At 67.1% G+C, this 15,563-nt stretch carries 10 protein-coding genes; 8 read left to right on the top strand and 2 right to left on the bottom strand.

Annotated elements, in window-relative coordinates; genetic code table 11:
- Positions 1-15 precede the first annotated feature (15 nt).
- Entirely contained in the window at positions 16-381 is a 366-nt protein-coding gene (locus tag VPH47_RS18315; RefSeq protein ID WP_014645902.1) for a hypothetical protein, read from the bottom strand.
- 459 nt (positions 382-840) lie between these two features.
- Here VPH47_RS18315 and VPH47_RS18310 point away from each other — a divergent pair, with 459 nt between their 5' ends.
- The 8 genes from VPH47_RS18310 to VPH47_RS18275 all read left to right on the top strand — a co-directional run bounded on the left by VPH47_RS18310 (position 841) and on the right by VPH47_RS18275 (position 14,513).
- On the top strand, positions 841-1,380 hold the full coding sequence (locus VPH47_RS18310) for a fimbrial protein (protein WP_094000459.1): 540 nt from the start codon (positions 841-843) through the stop codon (positions 1,378-1,380).
- 85 nt (positions 1,381-1,465) lie between these two features.
- On the top strand, positions 1,466-2,194 hold the full coding sequence (locus VPH47_RS18305; protein ID WP_153856271.1) for a molecular chaperone: 729 nt from the start codon (positions 1,466-1,468) through the stop codon (positions 2,192-2,194).
- A 92-nt stretch (positions 2,195-2,286) separates the two neighbouring features.
- Positions 2,287-4,851, top strand: coding sequence for a fimbria/pilus outer membrane usher protein (locus VPH47_RS18300; RefSeq protein ID WP_164162128.1), 2,565 nt, complete (start codon positions 2,287-2,289; stop codon positions 4,849-4,851).
- Positions 4,842-5,879, top strand: coding sequence for a fimbrial protein (locus VPH47_RS18295; protein ID WP_110711019.1), 1,038 nt, complete (start codon positions 4,842-4,844; stop codon positions 5,877-5,879). The genes VPH47_RS18300 and VPH47_RS18295 overlap by 10 nt, the downstream gene beginning before the upstream one ends.
- A 266-nt stretch (positions 5,880-6,145) precedes the next feature.
- Positions 6,146-7,330, top strand: a complete 1,185-nt coding sequence (wecB, locus tag VPH47_RS18290; protein ID WP_368851425.1) for a non-hydrolyzing UDP-N-acetylglucosamine 2-epimerase — start codon at positions 6,146-6,148, stop codon at positions 7,328-7,330.
- A complete protein-coding gene (locus tag VPH47_RS18285; protein ID WP_368851424.1) occupies positions 7,327-9,528 on the top strand; it encodes a hypothetical protein in 2,202 nt (733 codons plus the stop codon). Before wecB ends, VPH47_RS18285 begins: the two co-directional genes overlap by 4 nt.
- 6 nt (positions 9,529-9,534) lie before the next feature.
- Positions 9,535-11,682 carry a glycosyl transferase family protein gene (locus VPH47_RS18280; protein WP_368851423.1) on the top strand — a complete coding sequence of 716 codons (2,148 nt, stop codon included), beginning with the start codon at positions 9,535-9,537 and terminating at the stop codon, positions 11,680-11,682.
- Positions 11,679-14,513 (top strand): hypothetical protein, encoded by a 2,835-nt coding sequence (locus VPH47_RS18275; protein WP_368851422.1) that lies wholly within the window; start codon positions 11,679-11,681, stop codon positions 14,511-14,513. Before VPH47_RS18280 ends, VPH47_RS18275 begins: the two co-directional genes overlap by 4 nt.
- On the opposite strand, the gene VPH47_RS18270 is transcribed toward VPH47_RS18275, so the two are convergent.
- The gene (locus VPH47_RS18270) at positions 14,507-15,511 is read right to left on the bottom strand and encodes a DUF4434 domain-containing protein (protein WP_368851421.1); all 1,005 of its coding nucleotides are present in this window, start codon (positions 15,509-15,511) and stop codon (positions 14,507-14,509) included. The two genes, VPH47_RS18275 and VPH47_RS18270, sit on opposite strands and share 7 nt — an antisense overlap.
- Positions 15,512-15,563: the final 52 nt, after the last annotated feature.

Raw genomic sequence — 15,563 nt, 5'->3', positions numbered from 1 at the left:
ACCGGCCGGCAGGGCTTACAGGTAGTCGACCACGACCAGGTAAGCACCCTGCAGCGGCTGCTGCTTCGAAGCCTGCACGCTGTAGCGCTCGGAGAAAGCGATATCGCCGGCGCGCATCGCGCTGGCCGACACCGACAGCTTCTGGCCCTGACGCTTGCCATCGCGCAGCGTCGCGGCCTGGCCATCGGCCAGTGCCGTCACGGCCACCGTCGAGCCCTTGGCCGACGGCGGGCAGGCCGCCAGGCTCAGCTCACCCTGGGACAGGTTCGTCGTGCAGCCCGGCTCGGCGATACGGCCGCTGAAACGGATGCTGCCGCTGCTGGCCTGGGCCAGTGCACTGACGGACATCAGGGCCACACACAGCAGAATGGAATTCCTCATGACACGTTCTCTGGTTCGGTGTGTCCTAGTTAGCGACAGGTTCGATCCGTCTTTAATAGGACAAATCCGAATCTGCTAGGGCCATCACCAAGAAAGAGTGATGCGCATCAAATAAGGCGATTTCCACCTGAAAAAGGCCTGTTTTCGCGCATGCCGAACGCGCCGCTCAACCCGTCATCCAGGGCCGTTCGCGACCTGATCGCGTCGCCGTCAAATCCTCCATGCCCGTCGGGATCCCATTCTGCCTACCACGTCACATTTAAGGCGTCAATGAATTGGCGTTCAGAAAAATAATGAGACTTTCATCACAGTTGTGCCTATACTTGCGTCACGGATTCAGGGGAAGGTATGTCCGAGTCCGGCCACAGGTGAGACGCAAGGATGGGTCTTGATAGCCCGGCAGTGCTCCTTGCTTCCTCCTCTACTTCTCATCTCTTCAGTAGGGTTAGGTAAAAGCGAATGCACAAGATCAACCTCATTGCCGCTCTGATGCTGGCCGCCGCTCCGCTGGCCGCCAACGCCGCCGACGGCACCATCACCTTCAATGGCAAGGTCACCGACAAGACCTGCACCATCTCGACCCCGGGCGGCAAGGACTTCGCCGTCAACCTGCCGACCGTGTCCAAGAACACCCTGGCCACCGCCGGTGCCGTTGCGGGCCGTACCCCGTTCGCCATCAACCTGACCAAGTGCAGCGCCGGCAACGTCGCGACCTACTTCGAGCCGGGTTCGACCGTCGACTTCAACAGCGGCCGCCTGGTCAACCAGTCCTCGGCCAACGCTGCCACCAACGTGCAGCTGCAGCTGCTGGGTTCGAACAACCAGTTCCTGCCGATCAAGGCTGCCGGCGCTGGCCTGGCCCAGACCAACTCGCAGTGGGTCACCGTCGGCACCGACGGCTCGGCTGATCTGAACTACTACGCTGAGTACTACGCCACTGCCGCCGCCACCCCGGGCGACGTCACCAGCAGCGTCAAGTACACGATCATCTACAACTGATCGTAGCCGTACCCGCACTGGCCGGCGTACGCGCCGGCCAGTGCTCCGCGGCCTCTGGCCACACCCCTCGAGCGTAGTACTTCCGATGAAAGCAATCTTTCCCCGGGCGCTGCTGCTGGCAGCGTTCACGCTGCCCTTCTGCCAGAACGCTCTGGCCGGCGTGGTGGTCAACGGCACGCGAGTGATCTATCCGGCGCAGGCGCGCGAAGTCACCGTGCAGGTCGACAACGTGGGCGAATCGCCGGCGCTGGTGCAGGCCTGGATCGACAGCGGCGACGCCAACCAGACCGCTGATACCAGCGATGCCCCGTTCGTACTGACGCCGCCCATCGCGCGCGTCGAGCCGGGCCGCAGCCAGGCGTTGCGCCTGATCTTCTCCGGCGCGCAGCTGCCGACCGACCGCGAGTCGGTGTTCTGGCTGAACGTGCTGGACGTGCCGCCGTCGCCCGACAACGCCGACAGCGGTGACCAGAATTACCTGCAGGTCGCGTTCCGTTCGCGGCTGAAGCTTTTCTACCGGCCGCAGGGCCTGAAGGGCGTCGCCAACGACGCGCCGGCAGCGCTGCGCTGGACCCGCACTGGCGACCGCCTGCGGGTGGAAAACCCGAGCCCCTTCCACGTGACACTGGCTGAAGTGCATGCCGTGACCGGCAGCAGCGAGAAGACCGTCGAAGACAAGGGCGCGATGGTCGCGCCGAAGCAGAGCCTGGAGTTCACCGCACCGGCGGGCTCCGACCAGGTGCGCTTCATCACCATCAACGATTACGGCGGTCGGGTGGAACACAAGGTCCGCCTCGGCAGCACCGGGGGCTGAACGCGCCGCGCGGGACTTGAGCCTGCGCATCCCGCCACCGCCGCCGTGCGGCGAATTGAAGGAATGTCAGTGTGATCGGAAACAGATTGACATTGTCGATCCATCAGGCGATCTGCCTGCTGGTTGCTGGCGTGGCCTGCCCAGGATGGGCGCTGGCTGCCCCGGCCAATCTCGGCGAACAGGCGCTGATGGCGCAGAGCGGTGCGGCCAATGCGCGTGCACCCGAGTCGGCCCAGTTCAACTCCAGCTTCCTGTCCGGCCAGGCCAAGCAGGTCGATCTGGCGTCCTTCACCAATGGCAACCCGATGGTGGCCGGCACCTACCGCGTCGACGTCTACGTCAACGGTGGCTGGCAGGGCCGCCGCGACCTGCAGTTCAAGGCCGATGAGCAGGGCCGTGTCGACGCCTGCCTGCCGTTGCCGATGCTGGAAGAAATGGGCGTGGACAGCGAGGCCGTGCTGCTGCAGCAGGATCCGTCCGTGCCGACCGACAAGACCAGCTGCGTGCCGGTGCAGCGGCGCATGGCCAATGCCTACGGCATCTATGACAGCGGCAACCTGCGTTACGACCTCAGCATCCCGCAGGTGTTCCTGCGTCGTGAAGCGCGTGGCTACGTCAATCCTTCGCTGTGGGACCGCGGCATCAATGCCGGCTTCGTCGGCTACAGCTTCAACGCCATCGACAGCGACAGCCGCGTCGAGGGTGGCCAGCGCAACCGCAGTGCCTACCTCGGCCTCAACGCCGGCCTGAACCTGGGGGGCTGGCAGTTCCGCCACGATTCCAACCTGACCTGGTCCGAAGGCAACGGCCGCCACTGGCAGAGCATCGCCACTTACGCACAGCGCGGCATCCCGCAGGTGCGCGGCATGCTCACCATCGGTGAGGCCTACACCACCGGCGAACTGTTCGATTCGATCGGTTACCGCGGCGCCAGCCTGGCCAGCGATGACCGCATGCTGCCCGATTCGCTGCGCGGCTACGCGCCGGTCGTGCGCGGCATTGCCGAAACCAACGCACGCGTTGAAGTGCGCCAGAACCAGCAGCTGATCTATTCCTCCACCGTGTCGCCGGGCAGCTTCGTCATCGACGACCTGTACCCGACCGGCTACGGCGGCGACCTGGAAGTGAGCGTGATCGAGGCCGATGGCCGCCGCCGCGAATTCAAGGTGCCGTTCGGTTCGGTGCCGCAGATGCTGCGCGAAGGCGTGTCGCGCTACGCGCTGACCGCCGGCCAGGTGCGCAACAAGCTGCTGGCCGATGAGCCTTGGCTGGTGCAGGGCACCTACCAGCGCGGTATCGGCAACCAGCTGACCCTGTACGGCGGCACGGCGCTGAGCGATGGCTACCTGTCGCTGCTGTACGGTGTCGGCCTGTCCACGCCGGTCGGCGCCTTTGCCGCCGACGTCACTCATGCACGCACCTCGTTCGACCACTATGGCGACCACACCGGTGCCAGCGTGCGCTTGAGCTACAGCAACATGATCGGCGAGACCGGGACCAACCTGACCCTGGCCGCCTACCGTTATTCGACCGAGGGCTTCTACAGCCTGCAGGACGCGCTGTATGGCCGTGATTCGGACAAGCGCGGCATCGATCCGACCACCCGTGGCCGTCAGCGCAGCCAGTTCCAGGTAACGCTGAACCAGCCGCTGGGCCGTCGCGGCGGCGCGCTGTACGTGACCGGCTCGGTGCGTGACTTCTACGACCGTTCCGGCACCTCCAAGCAGTACCAGGTCGGCTACAACAATGCCTGGCGTTCGGTGAACTACGGCTTCTCGGCGCTGCGCACCGAAGAGGGCGTGCTTGGCCGCTCCGACACCCAGTACCTGCTGTCGATGAGCGTGCCGCTGGGCCGTGGCACCCACCCGGTGTCGTTCAGCGCCGATCTCGGCGTGCGCGACCGCGGTGGCTACGACAACAGCCGCGTCGGCATCACCGGTTCGACCGGCGTCGACAACAACTTCAGCTACGGCGTGGCCCTGTCCGATTCCCGCGAAGGTGGCACCACCGCGGTCGGCAATGCCGAGTACCGCAGCCGCTACTCCGCGTTGAACGCCACCTACAGCCACTCGCGTGATTTCCGCCAGGCCTCGGTCGGCGCCAACGGCAGCGTGGTCGTGCATCCGGGCGGCTTTACCTTCACCCCGCAGCGTGGCGACACCATGGTGCTGGTCGAAGCGCCGGGCGCACGCGATGCGATCGTCAGCAACGCCCCGGGCCTGCGCGTCGATGGCCGTGGCTACGCCGTGGTGCCGTATGTGTCGCCGTACCGGCTCAACACCGTCACCCTCGACCCGCAGGGCATGGCCCACGACGTCGAACTGGAAAGCACCAGCCAGTCGGTCGCGCCGTTCGCCGGTGCGATCAGCTACCTGCGCTTCGATACCCGCAAGGGCAACGCGCTGCTGATCCAGGTCCGCAACCCCGATGGCCGCACCATGCCGTTCGGTGCACAGGTCAAGGACGAGCAGGGCCAGCCGGTGGGCATGGTCAGCCAGGGTGGCCGCCTGTACGTGCGCAGTGACAAGAACCAGGGCAGCCTGCTGGTGGAGTGGGGCGCCGGCGCCGACCAGCGCTGCACCGTCGATTACCAGGTACCGGCAGGCGCCGATGCGTCCAAGACCGGCTTCATCCCGCTGGAGGCAGCATGCCGATGATTTCTTCCCGTGGCCGCAAGGCACTCGCCGGCCTCGCATTGTTGGGCGGTGTGTTGCTGGCACAGCAGGCCAGTGCGGCCTGCCGCATCCAGATCAACGGTTTCGTTGCGCAGGACGTCACCATGGACATGGGACAGATCGTGATCCTGCCCAGCACGCCGGTCGGTGGCGTGATCAAGGAAATCAGCGAATCGATCAACCAGCGTGACCGGGTTGCCAGCTGTGACTACTGGTCCGGAGGCCGTTCGATCGGTGAGTACGTCAACGCTGCGCAGAAGCGCCCGGTGCCGGGCTTCTCGGATACGTATGAAACCGATGTTCCTGGCGTGGGCATCAAACTGTTCCGTGATTCGGGTTCGATCCAGGTCTATTACCCGCATCAGCTCACTTTCGGCGGCAATTCGACGGTTACGTTGATCGGCGGTCGCTTCCGCATTCAGCTGATCAAGACTGCCGCTCAGACCGGTTCCGGCGTGATCGCGCCGAATGGCCGCTTCACCACGTATTACTTCGACGGTGATGGCCCCGGGCGTCCCGTGCTGACCTCGACCTTCAAGGGCTCGGGCACCACCGTGGTCAGCCCGACCTGCGAAGTGCAGGCCGGCAGCCGCAACATTGCCGTCGATTTCGGCAGCGTGGCCAACACCACCTTCACCGGTGTCGGCTCCAAGGCTGTCGATCGTGACTTCGAGATCCGCCTGAACTGCCAGGGCAGCAATGTCGCGGCCTACCAGAGCAAGATCGGCATCCGCCTCGATGCCGACCAGGACAGCTCGAACATGCCGGGCGTACTGAAGCTCAGTGCGGCCAGCAACAGCGCCACCCGCATCGGCATCCAGATGGTCCAGCGCGATGGCAGCACCGAGCGCGAAGTGCGCTTCGGCCAGACCATCAACGTCGGCACCACCGCGCCGGGTACCAGCGTGATGGCGCTGCCGCTGCGTGCACGCTATGTGCAGACCCAGGCCGGCACCGTCGGCGCCGGTGTCGCGAACGGCCAGGCCACGTTCACCATCCAGTACGAGTAAGGCGGCCGCAGGCCGCGCCACTGCTGCGTTCCACCGCAACGTCGTCCGTTCCACGGGCGGCGTTGACTGCGTCTTGATCCTGCAACGATGAAGATCGATGCCACGACGCGCATACAGTCGACTTAATGTGATGTATGTCGCGAATTTGGAGTTTCCTCATGAGATGACCGTCTCCTGCCTGCGGGTATTGGACGGGATCATCGAAAGGATCCAGACGTGGCTACAGCTGCCTGCCCCTCGCCACGCCGGTCTTCCGGAGCGCTGCCATGAAGGTCCTGTCGGTGTTCGGCACGCGGCCGGAAGCGATCAAGATGGGGCCGCTGGTACGGGCCCTGGCGGGGGCTGCGGACATCGAATCGGTGGTCTGCATCACCGGCCAGCACCGGGCGATGCTGGACCAGGTGATGTCGCTGTTCGAGATCAGCGCCGACCATGACCTGGATGTCATGGTGCCCAACCAGACCCTCAATGGGCTGTGCGCGAAGCTGTTCGAGCGGCTTGACGCGCTCTACACGCAGGTGCGCCCGGACCGGGTGCTGGTGCATGGCGATACCACCACGGCGATGACTGCGGCGCTGGCCGCGTTCCATCACCGCATCCCGATCGGCCACGTCGAGGCCGGCCTGCGCACCGGCGACATCAACCGGCCCTGGCCGGAGGAAATGAACCGGCGGGTGATCGATGTGGTCGGCCACCAGCTGTATGCGCCCACCCCCAGCTCGCGCGCCAACCTGGCCCGGGAGCATCTGGGCGGGCAGATCCTGGTCACCGGCAACACCGTCATCGATGCCCTGCAGCAGACCGTAGAGCGCTTGGATGCCGATCCGGCACTGCGAGCCCATGCCGATCAGCCCTTCCACATGCTTGACCCCGGCCGTCGGCTGCTGCTGGTCACCGGCCATCGCCGCGAGAGTTTCGGCCAGGGCTTCGAGGACATCTGCCGCGCGCTGGCCGAACTGGCGCGGCGGCCGGACCTGCAGGTGCTGTACCCGGTGCACCTCAACCCGAACGTGCAGGGCCCGGTCAACGCCCACCTCGGCCATCTCGACAACGTGCACCTGGTGCCACCGCTGGATTACCTGCGCTTCGTGCGCCTGATGCAGCGTGCGGACGTCATCCTCACCGACTCCGGGGGCGTGCAGGAAGAAGCGCCCGCGCTGGCCAGACCCGTTCTGGTGATGCGCGACGTCACCGAGCGCCCGGAGGCGGTCGAGGCCGGTGTGGTGACGCTGGTCGGTACCACGCCCTCGCGCATCGTCGAGGGGGTCAATGCGGCACTGGCCCAGCCACCGCAGCCGACTCGCTTCGATCCTGATGCCAGTCCCTACGGGGACGGCCGCGCCAGCGCCCGCATCGTCGCTGCCCTGCGCGGCACGCCTCTTCCCGAATTCTCGCCCGGTCTCCGCAGCGGCGGTGCCGCCCACCCCCATCCGCATGAAGTGACGCCATGACCCAGACCGGCCGCTCTCCCCTGTTTGTTTCCGCCGCCGCGTTCGTCCTGTCGGGCGTGGTCGGCACTGCCCATGCCGCCGACAACGTCGCCGGCCAGTTCGCCGAATGGAGCGGCGACAGCACGGTGAACCGGCAGATGACCCTGCGCGAACTTGGTTTCCGCCAACCGCTGGTGCTGAGCGGGCAGGAGAGCCAGCGCGAGGTCTACCTGCCGGTACCGGCCGGCGTCGCCACCCGCGATGCGCAGCTGCAGCTGGACGGGCGCTATGTGCGCGGCCACGCCGGGCGCACCTCGGGCCTGTGGTCGGTCGATGGCGATCCAATCGCCGCGCGCTCGATCACCGACGCGCAGGGCGACGCCAGCCAGCTGCTGGCCATCGATGGCGAACCCCGGCAGAACGGTTTCGTGCGGGTCGGCGTCGGCTGGTGGTCGATCGTGTCCGACTACCAGTGTGCCGACCAGAGCGCACCGGCCAACGTGCTGCGGCTGTCGCCGGACTCGCGCTTCAGCTACCGCTTCGATGGGCGTGCCGTGGATACCGTGGCCAAGGCCTGGGGCGCGCTGCCACCGCAGGTGCGGCTGCTGGTGGATGGCAAGGCGCTGCAGGCGCCGGCCTACGACGCCGCCTGGCGCATCGGTACCGCGTTGCAGGCCGGCGGCAAGCAGGTGCAGGTGGTGGCGCTGCCCAAGGTCGGTGACAGCGTCGACCTGACCGGCATCAGCATCCCGGCCAGCCTGCAGGGCGTGCCGGCCTATGCCGCGCTGGCTGCCGGCGAGCGTACGCATGCGATCAAGGACCTGGCCGAAGTGGGGGCGCTGCTGTCGTTGCGTGACAGTGGGCCCTTGGCCGCTGACGTGATGATCGGCAGCGAAGCGTTGCGGACCGGCGTACGCGCGGCACTGGACGCGCTGGCCGTACAGGTTGCCGCTACGGGTGCCGATGCGGGCACTGCCTTCGCCGCGTGGCGCGGTACCGATATGGGCGGCCTGGAAAAGCCCGCGGCCAACGCCTCGGTCAGCGTGGTCGCTGTTGCTGGCCGTCCGACGCTGGTGGTTGATCCGGCGGCGGCGGGCAAGGTCGCCGGGTTGTTCGCCGAACAGTGGCGCAGCTATGCGCTGGGCCGCAGCCTGCAGGTCAGCGCGGCGGGAACACCGAAGCTGGACGGAGACCAGGTGCTGCTGAGCCGGCTCGGCAACATCGCCGGTACGATGGATGTGGTCACCCGCGCCGACCGCAGCGCGAGTTTCGACCTCGGCGCGCTGTCGGCCGATGGGCGCCTGCCCGAGGAAGTGGTGATCGATGTCTCGGCGGCACCCAACGCGGCCGGACAGGGTGCGGTGGCTACGATCTACTTCAACGATTACCTGCTGGGTGGCAAGGTGCTGTCGGCCAACGGCCAGCCGCAACGGCTGGTGGCCAAGGTGCCGGCCTACGCCCTGTCGGCGCGCAACGAGATCCGCGTCAGCTTCCTGCGCCAACCGGCACGCCCCTATTGCCACGATCCGGCCACCGGCTACCCCGTCTCGATCCTGCCCAGCAGCCACCTGACCCTGGCCAAGCGTTCGCTGGGCAGTGACTTCGTCGGTGCCAGCAGCCGGCTGTCGCGCGGCAACCAGGTGTTCGTGCCCGGCACCTGGCTGCAGGACGCGCCGACCTCACTGGGCAAGGTCATCGCCGTGGCCAGTGCAGTGAGCGCGTCGCCGGAGGCATCGGAACTGAAGGTGGTCGATGCCGGTGCGGCGGTCAGCCCGGGTGCGCCGTGGCTGGCGTTCGGCGTGGCGCCGTCCGGTGTCGATGTGGCCGGCCTGAAGGACGGTCATCTGCAGATCGGTGGCACGCCGCAGCCACTGCTGGATGTCAGCGGGCTGGATCGTGCTGCCGTGGTGCAGGTGGGGTCGTCCGGCGGCCAGCTGGGCGTTCTCTACAGCGACCTCGGTGCGCAGGCACCGTCGTTCGGCGCGCCGTTCCGGCTGCTGCGCGGCGATCTCGCCGTGCTGGACGGCAGTGATGCCGTGCGCGAATTCGACCGCCAGGATCCCTATGGCACTCGTATCGCGCAGGACGGCAATCCGCAATCGAAGTGGGAACGGCACATGGTCTGGTTGCTGCTGCTGGTCGGCGTGATCGTGTTCGCGCTGCTGGCCGCCCGCGTCACCCAGGTGCGCCGCCGCAAGTCCGCCAACACAGGGCACTGATCCGCCGTGGACGGTCTGTTCTGGAACATCCAGCTGGCCAACTACTACGCCGCCCTGGAAACCACGGCGGCGGCGGTGGCCGTGCTGATCCTGATCTCCAGCCTCGATGACCTGTTCATCGATGTCTGGTACTGGGTGCGTGAGAGCTGGCGCGCACTCACGATCAAGCGCCGCGAGGCCTACCGGCCACTGACCCAGGACGACCTGCTGCAGCGGCCGGAACAGCCGCTGGCGATCATGGTGCCGGCGTGGATGGAGTACGACGTCATCGCGCAGATGGTGGAGAACATGATCAACGTGCTCGACTACCGTGAGTACGTGGTGTTCGTCGGCACCTATCCCAACGACCAGCAGACCATCGACGAAGTGGAGCGCATGCGCCGCCGCTACAAGCGCCTGCGCCGCGTGGAAGTGCCGCATGATGGGCCTACCAGCAAGGCCGACTGCCTGAACTGGCTGATCCTGGCCATCTTCGATTACGAGAAGCGCCACGACATCGAGTTCGCCGGGGTGATCCTGCACGACAGCGAAGACGTGCTGCACCCGATGGAACTGCGCTTCTACAACTACCTGCTGCCGCGCAAGGACATGATCCAGCTGCCGGTCACCTCGCTGGACCGCGAGTGGTACGAGCTGGTGGCCGGCGTCTACATGGACGAGTTCGCCGAATGGCACGCCAAGGATCTGGTGGTGCGTGAAAGTGTTTCCGGCATGGTGCCGTCGGCGGGCGTCGGTACCTGCTTCTCGCGGCGCGCGCTGCTGGCGCTGAGCGCGCAGACCGACAACCAGCCCTTCAACACCGACAGCCTCACCGAGGATTACGACGTTGGTGCGCGGCTTGCGGCGATGGGCATGCAGTCGATCTTCGCGCGCTTCCCGGTGCAGTTCCGCGTGCGTCGCCCGTCATGGTTCGGCTGGGGCCCGGTACGCGAGCGCACCCAGCAGATGGCGCTGTGCGTGCGCGAGTACTTCCCCGACAACTTCCGCGCGTCGTACCGGCAGAAGGCGCGCTGGGTGCTGGGCATCGGCCTGCAGAGCTGGGAGTCGCTGGGCTGGCGTGGCTCGCTGGCCACCAAGTACCTGCTGGCGCGTGACCGCAAGGGCATCATCACCTCGTTCGTCAGCATCATCGCCTACCTCATCTTCCTGCAGCTGCTGCTGTTCTGGCTGCTGAAGATGACCGGGCTGTGGACGATGCAGTTCCCCAGCGTGTTCCAGGCCGGTACCTGGCAGATGAACGTCGCGCTGCTGACCACGGCGGCGCTGGCGACCCGGGTCGTGCAGCGCTTCTACTTCGTCAACCGGCTGTATGGCTGGGAGCATGCGCTGATGTCGATCCCGCGCATGGTGGTTGGCAACATGATCAATTTCATGGCCACCGCACGCGCATGGAAGGTGTTCCTGGCCTACCTGCTGTTCGGCAAGCGCATGGTCTGGGACAAGACCATGCACGACTTCCCGGATGCCGCGCAGCTGGTGCAGACCCGCAAGCAGCTCGGTGAGCTGTTGACCACCTGGCAGGCAGTGGAGCCCGAGCGGCTCCAGCAGGCGCTGGACCAGCAGCATGCCGGCCGGCAGCAGCCACTGGGCCGCATCCTGCTCACCCAGGGCTGGCTGGATGATGAAACGCTGGCCGAGGCGATTGCCTTCCAGGGCGACCTGCAACGCGCGGTAATCGATGTGGACTACCTGCGCGCGTGCCAGTTCCCGGTCAGTGCCGATGCCTGCGTGCAATGGCGCATGTTGCCGCTGCCACCGCGCGAGCAAGGCACCCTGCGGCTGGCGGTGGCCAGCCCATTGCCCGAAGAAGCGTTGGCACTGCTGAAGCAGGAAACCCGCAGCGAGCACATCGAACAGAGCATTGCCCGCGAAAGCGAGATCAACGCGGGTCTGCGTCTGATCGGTGGCGACCGGCAGTGGCACCTGGACAACGTGCCCTTGCTGGGTGACCTGCTGGTGGAGATGCGCCTGATCGACCACGCGCGGTTCGAGATCGCACTGGACGACTACATGCCGCAGCGCGACGGCCGCATCGGCGACTACCTGGTGAAGCAGGGCATCACCACCGGAGAGGCTGTGGCCCAGGCCATGCAGGAGCAGCGCCGGCGTGCGGCCGCGCTGCAGTCACCGCCTCCCGGAGCCTTGCCGGCATGAAGACCACGCTGCTGTCCACCGTCATTGCCGTCGCGTTGGCCACGGCCAGCGTATCGGTACAGGCCCAGGCCGATGCGCAGCTGCCATTGTCTGGAGCTGCCTACCGTATCGCCGAACAGGCGTTTGCCGCCTATGAACGTGGCGACTACTCCGCGGCCTACCAGCAGTCCACTGAAGCGATCCGGCTGCGCCCGGACGTGGTGCGGCTGCGCCTGCTGCAGATCTATGCGCTGCAGAAGCTCGGGCGTGGTGCAGAAGCGCAGCAGCAGGCGCGTCGTGCACTGGATGCGGGGTTGAAGGATCCGGCGTTGCCGGCGCTGGCGGCTGCCACCGCTGCACGTGGCGCGGCGACTGGCGGCAAAGGTGCGCGCATGACATCCCCGTCGCGTCCGGTCGGCAGTGCCGCAGACCGCAGCAGGCGGCAGGCCTACGCGCTGGCCACCGAGGCATACGCGGCCTATGACGCCGGGCGGATGGGAGAGGCGGCCGGCAAGGCCGAACAGGCCTTCCGGCAGCAGCCGACGCAGGGTGCCTGGGCGTTGCTGTGGGTGGCGGCGCTGGAGGCACAACAGCAGCCCGAACAGGCCGACGCCGCCATCAGCACCGCGCTGCGGTTGGGCGCACCGAATGTTGAGGCGCTACGCGCGCGGCGCGTGGCACTGGACCGCCAACGCGCCCTGCGGCAGGCCCAGCAGGCCTATCAATCGCTGTCCGCAGGTGAGGATGCCACCGCCATTGAGCAGGCGCACGCTGCCGTGGAACTGGCCCCCGACGTGGCTTCATACCGGTTGCTGCTGATTACCGCACAGCTGCAGGGCGATCAGCTGGCCGACGCTGAGCACAGTGCTGATCAGGCATTGCAGGTGGATGCCAACGACCTCAATGCACGGGTCATGCGCGGTTACCTGCACCAGCGCCAGGGCAATACCGCGCTCGCCAATGAGGACTTCGACACCGCACTCGCTGCGTCGGGGTCAACAACGCAGCAACGCAACGTGCGCCTGCTGGCGGTGGATGCGGCGCTGGCCAGTGCCGACCGCACGCGCGCCGCGGCGCTGCTGGCACCCTTGCAGTCGGCATTGCCGACGGATGCGGGCGATGCACGCGCGCAGCAGCTGCTGCAGCAGGGCATCGAGCAACGCGCCCGGGCGATCCGTTCCAGTCGCGCGCTTCCCCGCATCAGCGCCCAGACCTACCCGGCACCGTTCCAGCACTGCCAGTCTGGCGACACAGGCAATGTCTGCGAGCTGATGCCGGGCGACCTGCAGGGGGATGGCGGTGCCGCACAGCGCGCCTACGCTGCCTATGCGCGGCGGGACTACGCTGACGCCATCGATGAGGCACGGCAGGCCGTGCAGCACGCACCGGACGACGCGAACCTGCAAGGCCTGCTGACCACCACGCTGGCAGCGGGCAACCGTGCCCAGCAGGACGAAGCGCGGCGGCGGCTGGATACGGCGCTGGCAAAGCACCCTGATGACGCAGGAGCACTGATGCAGCGCGGCTACCTCAACCAGAAGGCAAGGGACCCGGCACAGGCACTGGCCGACTTCCGTGCCGCCGAGGCCACCGGCAAGGCGCCGAAGAGCGTGGTGCTGGACCAGGCGTACGCGAGTGCGGCCAACGGCGATCATCCACAGGCGGTGACGCTGCTGCGTAGCGCCATTGATCGCGCCGATGCCGGTGAGCTGGCACTGGATGGGCACCAGCGCTACAACGTGCGCAATGCCATCGCCAATTACTCGCGCGAGTGGGGCGTGATCGCCTCGGCGGGTTTCCGTGGCGCGCGCCAGGCCGCAACCAATGTCGGCGGTGCGGCGATCAGCACGCCGGGCGATTCGGTGTTCAGCACGCTGGAGGCGTTCTGGCGGCCACCAGCGTTCAATGACCAGCATGGCACGCTGGAGCTCTACGCACGCCTGCTCAATACGCTGTACGACGAAGGCGGCACCTACGAATCGATCCGTGCGGTGGATCCGTGCACCGGCGAATCAACGCCGGATGCGCGTGCACGCGCCGAGCGCCTCAGTCATTCGCGCTCCACCACCGGCTGGCCATCCACCATCGCCTCGTTCGGCCTGCGCTACGCGTTTGGCCAGACCGGTCTGAGCGCCGGCATCGAGCGCCGCCAGTTCCTGGGCAGCGCAACCCGCCAGGGTGAGGTCTACCCCGCATCGGCGGCCGTGCAGTGCCGCCTGCAGCTGGCACTGAACCGGCCACTGGAAGCCAGCACGCTGGCGCGCTACCGCTTGGCCAGCGGTTCCGGCGGCTGGATGTCCTACCTGACCTACGGCTATTACCACGGCACCGATCTGCGCACCGATGTGAACCAGTGGTGGATGGTCAGTGGCTATGCGCAGGGGGGATATACCTGGGACGACAACGGTGCCACCTTCACCCTCGACGCGCTCGATGCCAACGGCACGCCGGTGCGGCGGATCGGCGATGCCAACGGGCGCCTGCATCGCGAACAGTGGTTCGCTGCCGGTGAACTGCGTGCCGGGCGAAGCTTCCGCTTCGGTGCAGGGCAGACCCACTGGGTGGTCACGCCGTATGTGGTGGTGGGGGCGGACTGGCTCGACCAGCGCTCGCGCGTGCGCGATATCCGTTACCCGCTGTTCCCGGCACAGTCGTTCGCGCTCAACGATACGCAGCGCAGCTGGTCACTTGGCGCAGGACCGGGCGTGGGCGTGCGCTACTGGTTCCGCGAGGACCACTACAACACGCCGCGCTCCTACCTGGACCTGACCGTGCAGTACCGCATCGCCATCGGCGGCGGTGATACGCAGCGCGCCAAGGGCCTGTTCGCCACCGCCATCCTCTACTACTGAGGCAGGCCCCAACGTCGTCGCAGCGCCGCGGCCTGCGGCGTGTCCTGGGTCAGCCACGGCTCCAGCGCATAGATCAGCACGTGCTGCGCACCGCTGTCGCGTGCCCACGCCAGCTGCCGCTGGATGCGCGCGGCATCGGCGGTTTCGCCCTTGAACGCGCTGCCGTCGGCGGCGCTGCCGGGCAGCTCGCGGAACAGTTCGACGATCGCATCGAAGCCGATGCCGTGTGCATGGAAATGATCGAGCAGCGGTTGCAGCTGCTGCACGTTGCCAGCGCCGGCCACCCCCACGCCGTCCTGCACCATGGGCCGCACGGCCGCGTGCGCGAGTACCGCCTGCCACAGCGTGACCAGGTTGCCATCGGTCTGCAAGCGGCTGAAGTAGCAGGACATCGCGCAGTCGCCACCGCGTGCGCTGGCGGCCTGCACCAGCCCGTGCAGCCACTGCGCCAGCCATTGTTGGCGAGCCGGATCGGCCCAGTGGTACTGCTCCAGTTCGTAGGGCAGGTACCAGCCCCCGAAGGCCGGCTGCTGCGCCCAGGGCACCTGTGCCAACCAGCGGCGTGCATGCGCCAGGCTGTCGGTCAGGAACGCCTGCAGCGTGGCATCATCGGCGCCGATGGCCTGCCACCAGCGTTGCTGGAAGGGCAGGCCGACACGGATGCGGATATCGTTCTCGCTGGCGGCGGTGAACAGTTGCTGCAGGCTGCCGTCGGGCAGTGACCAGTCGCCGTCGCTGCCACCGACGATGCCGGTCCATTGCAGCACCAGCTGCCGGCAGCCCAGCGTATGGGCAAGCTTCAAGGATCGCTGCCAGTCGGCCAGGCCCCACTGCAGGTGGCTGCGCCATGGTTGCAGGAAGGTGCCATCCACCTGCACCGGCAACGAACAGCCGGGCAGGGTGGCGAGCGTACCGGCCAACGGCGCCAGAACCGCCGCGCGCAGCAGGCGGCGGCGCAACGGCGAGGACGGATCAGAAGGAAGGACTGGCGGTGGCATGCCCGCATCATCCCAAAGCACCGTGCGCGGCAGGTGAACCACCGCCCGGTAG

The organism is Stenotrophomonas sp. WED208 (assembly GCF_040984485.1).
GTDB classification, from domain to species: Bacteria; Pseudomonadota; Gammaproteobacteria; order Xanthomonadales; family Xanthomonadaceae; genus Stenotrophomonas; species Stenotrophomonas riyadhensis.
Note: the sequence above shows the minus strand (reverse complement) of the source record. Positions and strands in the feature narration are given on the sequence as shown.

Coding starts and splice junctions, on each gene's coding strand:
- wecB (WP_368851425.1), top strand. CDS start 6,146: ATGAAGGTCCTGTCGGTGTTCGGCACGCGGCCGGAAGCGATCAAGATG.
- VPH47_RS18285 (WP_368851424.1), top strand. CDS start 7,327: ATGACCCAGACCGGCCGCTCTCCCCTGTTTGTTTCCGCCGCCGCGTTC.
- VPH47_RS18305 (WP_153856271.1), top strand. CDS start 1,466: ATGAAAGCAATCTTTCCCCGGGCGCTGCTGCTGGCAGCGTTCACGCTG.
- VPH47_RS18310 (WP_094000459.1), top strand. CDS start 841: ATGCACAAGATCAACCTCATTGCCGCTCTGATGCTGGCCGCCGCTCCG.
- VPH47_RS18295 (WP_110711019.1), top strand. CDS start 4,842: ATGCCGATGATTTCTTCCCGTGGCCGCAAGGCACTCGCCGGCCTCGCA.
- VPH47_RS18315 (WP_014645902.1), bottom strand. CDS start 381: ATGAGGAATTCCATTCTGCTGTGTGTGGCCCTGATGTCCGTCAGTGCA.
- VPH47_RS18270 (WP_368851421.1), bottom strand. CDS start 15,511: ATGCCACCGCCAGTCCTTCCTTCTGATCCGTCCTCGCCGTTGCGCCGC.
- VPH47_RS18275 (WP_368851422.1), top strand. CDS start 11,679: ATGAAGACCACGCTGCTGTCCACCGTCATTGCCGTCGCGTTGGCCACG.